General features: G+C 50.2%; 1 protein-coding gene. It reads right to left on the bottom strand.

The window, feature by feature from the left end; genetic code table 11:
* Positions 1-300: 300 nt before the first annotated feature.
* The gene (locus tag V5T57_RS15165; protein ID WP_332892087.1) at positions 301-2928 is read right to left on the bottom strand and encodes a TolC family outer membrane protein; all 2628 of its coding nucleotides are present in this window, start codon (positions 2926-2928) and stop codon (positions 301-303) included.
* Positions 2929-3144: the final 216 nt, after the last annotated feature.

Raw genomic sequence — 3144 nt, 5'->3', positions numbered from 1 at the left:
GAGATTCATCTCCCCACAGATGTGGTTCATACTTAAAGGTGGTCATCAGCCGCTTGCCTGAGCGAATAACCATATTCAAAAACAGAAACCGTTTTTCCCGAAAAGCTGTAACGATCGTATGAGAAAAACAGCCCCATTGTAGTAGGTGTCTATGCACCCTGAATGGTTGCACCCTTTTTTGGCATGTAACCATTTGTTAGGTATAGAGATATCTCGATATAAAAAACAACATCATACAAAGGTCTCTTCACCTGCGATAATCCCCGGCCAGCATGGTCGGGATTGTGAATGTTGTAAGCCTTAAGAATCAAGCAACGCGGCCAACGTTTCCAGATCATCCCGACTTAAGGCACCAACGGCTTGCTTGAGCCGTAAACGGTTGATTAAATACTCATAACGTTGTGATAAGTATTCCCGTCGGGAGGTGTAATAAAGCTTATAAGCATCCAGAACCGATAGAACATCTGCAACACCGGATTCAAAGCCAGCCAGCTTAGACTGCAAAGTTGTCGCATTTGCAATCACCTGTTTGCGCAATGCCCCTAAGAGTCGCGAACTACTTTCCACTTGCCGATAAGCAAAACGCGTTTGCCGTTCGACACGCCGGAACTCCAGATCAGCCAAGTGCCTAGCCTGAGCCTCCAGCGCACGGGCCTCGCGCACTTGAGACATGGTCAAGCCCCCCTCTAAGAGGTTCATATCCATGGTCACACCGATGGTGGTGTCATAGGTCTTACCACCACTACCAAAGATCGACCCACTCGCCGTGGAGAGTGAGTGCTCACCTGACAGTTCAAGTGTCGGGAAATACCCAGCCTTAAGCCGCTTAACCTCAAAGTTTTGAACGCGCTGAGCCAAACGGGCCGATTGCAAGGTCAGGTTCTGCTTTAGTGCGGCCTCTAACCAAGACTCAATATTGGCAGGCTGTGGTGGAGCTGGATCAAAATCCCCTTGGAAGCCATGTACAGCATCCACCTTGTCACCGACAATCTCTTTGAGAGCATACTTGGCATCTTCCAGGCGGTTTTGGGAGCCAATAACCTCCGCCTCTGTCAATGCTGCCCGCCCCTCTGCCGTTGCGACATCGGTACGGGTTGCCAGGCCACTATTTTCCTGTGTCTGGGCTCGCTCCAAATGTTTTTGAGTTGCCTCATGCTCCGCCTTAGCCATATCCAAAGCATCTTTAGAGGCGAGCAGATTCATGTAGTTTTCTGCCACACGCAGGATAAGCTCTTGCTCTTCGCGCAACAGGTCTACTTTCGCTTGGGACTGTGAAGCACGCGCTTGGCTCATCTGCACAATCAAAGGCAGCTGAATCAATGGCTGTGTAATGGTTAAGCTGTAGTTACGATCGGTGTAGTTGGTCGGTCCAGTTGGTGAAGAGGAGAGCTGCTGACGCTTGATATCTGAACTGACAATACTGGTGGACACAGAGAAAGAGGCACTAGGCAGGTAACCTGCCAACGCCTGAGGGAAAGCCTCCTGCTTAGATCTAAACAGTGCTTTGGCCCCTTGGAACTGGGCATCGTGGTTTAGCGCATTCTCAAAGAAATCCATCAAGTTAAAGGTCATGCCAGGCTCTTCTGGCGCGGGCGCTTCTTCCAGATCCATCGCCTCCATGACCTGCTCTTTACCAAAAAGCTGCACGGGGCTGATCATGATTTCAGGATTCTCCGCAAAATCATGTGCCGGGACCAAACGGCGATCCAAAGGTAAATCAGCCAAGGCTGTGCCTGGCAACAGATCCTTTGGTGTTAAGACAGAGACGACAAAGTTCTCATGTAAGTTATCAAAACTCTTCCGTACTGCCGCATCTAACATCTGTACAGACTGGACCAGTTCAAACTCAACCCGAGCTGAACCCAATCTGGATTCTCCATACCGGATGGCACGAATAAGAGGGTGCTTGGTCTGATAAGCGGCAACAGCATCCACCACCTGTTCTGGCTTCCACCCAATTAAATCCATACGAATACGAGGGGGGTTTTGCAGCGCATAGGCACTGACTTCGGTTCCACTTGTCCCGTTAAGAAAAAGGGATAGCCGACGCCCTTGCTGGCGCAACTCCACACTTTTCAACGCCCCCGAAACCGCCCCACTTTGGGAAAGATTAGGCCCACTTGAGCCACCGTCTGGTACCAGCCCCACAACGATGGTACCCCGATCACCTGCGACATTACCGTGGCTCTCCACCAGATCTAACGGCTGGTTTAGATCAAAGACCAGGCGACCAATACCCGGTTCATCCTGCTTACCACGGATCTTACGTACCAAGGGGTTGTCAGGATTTGCATTGTAGCGTTTAATGGCCGTTAACAATTGTTTTACTGGAACTTTAGGCAGATCCAACACAAGGCGAGGAGGATTGGCGCGGAAAGAGGCTTCTGCCACGATAGCGGCATTACCTTCCAACACAACCTGGAGTAAACCACTACGGTTCATCAGTTTGACACGATGCAGGGTGGGTGTAGGGAGCTTTTCATCCAGCGCCAGTGTCTCTTCAGGCATCTCAGTAGAGAGCACAACCTCCCAACGTGAAAGCTCACCATCCAACGCCACCAGGGTTTCATCAAGAACCGACATCTGCTCCAGCAAGACCAGCGTAACAACACCCTCTCCCGCCTCTTCATCCACAGAGATCTGTAACGATTTAACCAAAGGATGCAGTTCCGTCAACCGTGCCACGAGCTGTTCCAGCATGGGCTGTGTCGCCCCTTTGAGGTGCACCCTCAACCCGTAACCGTTATCGATCAAACTACCATGGGTAATGACCCCCAGGCCTGCATCAACCTGGAAACGTACCGTACCGGCCTCCCCCAGCAGAGCCAGCTTACGTACAGGGTCGGATTGCGCCCAAGCCAACTGCGCAACAAACAGCAAGCCAATTAAAGGCAGTACTAAGGCACTTTTCAGTCGACGAAAAATCATAATCAACAACCCGACACAGGACAAAAAGTTGTAAAGACTCTGCGCAAAAAACCAACACATCCATCATCGTTTTTTACACGCTTAACAGAACTTGGCGGTCAACCAGGACTTCCCTAGGAATCCCCGGCTTTTACCAACCGTTATTTATACCATTTCAAAGCAACAATTGCAAAAAACCAGCCCTATTCAAACCATACATATTCTTACAAATGACCT

This window comes from Magnetococcus sp. PR-3, from assembly GCF_036689865.1.
GTDB lineage: Bacteria > Pseudomonadota > Magnetococcia > Magnetococcales > Magnetococcaceae > Magnetococcus.
This window is presented reverse-complemented; position numbering and strand designations above follow the sequence as displayed.

Coding starts and splice junctions, on each gene's coding strand:
- V5T57_RS15165 (WP_332892087.1), bottom strand. CDS start 2,928: ATGATTTTTCGTCGACTGAAAAGTGCCTTAGTACTGCCTTTAATTGGC.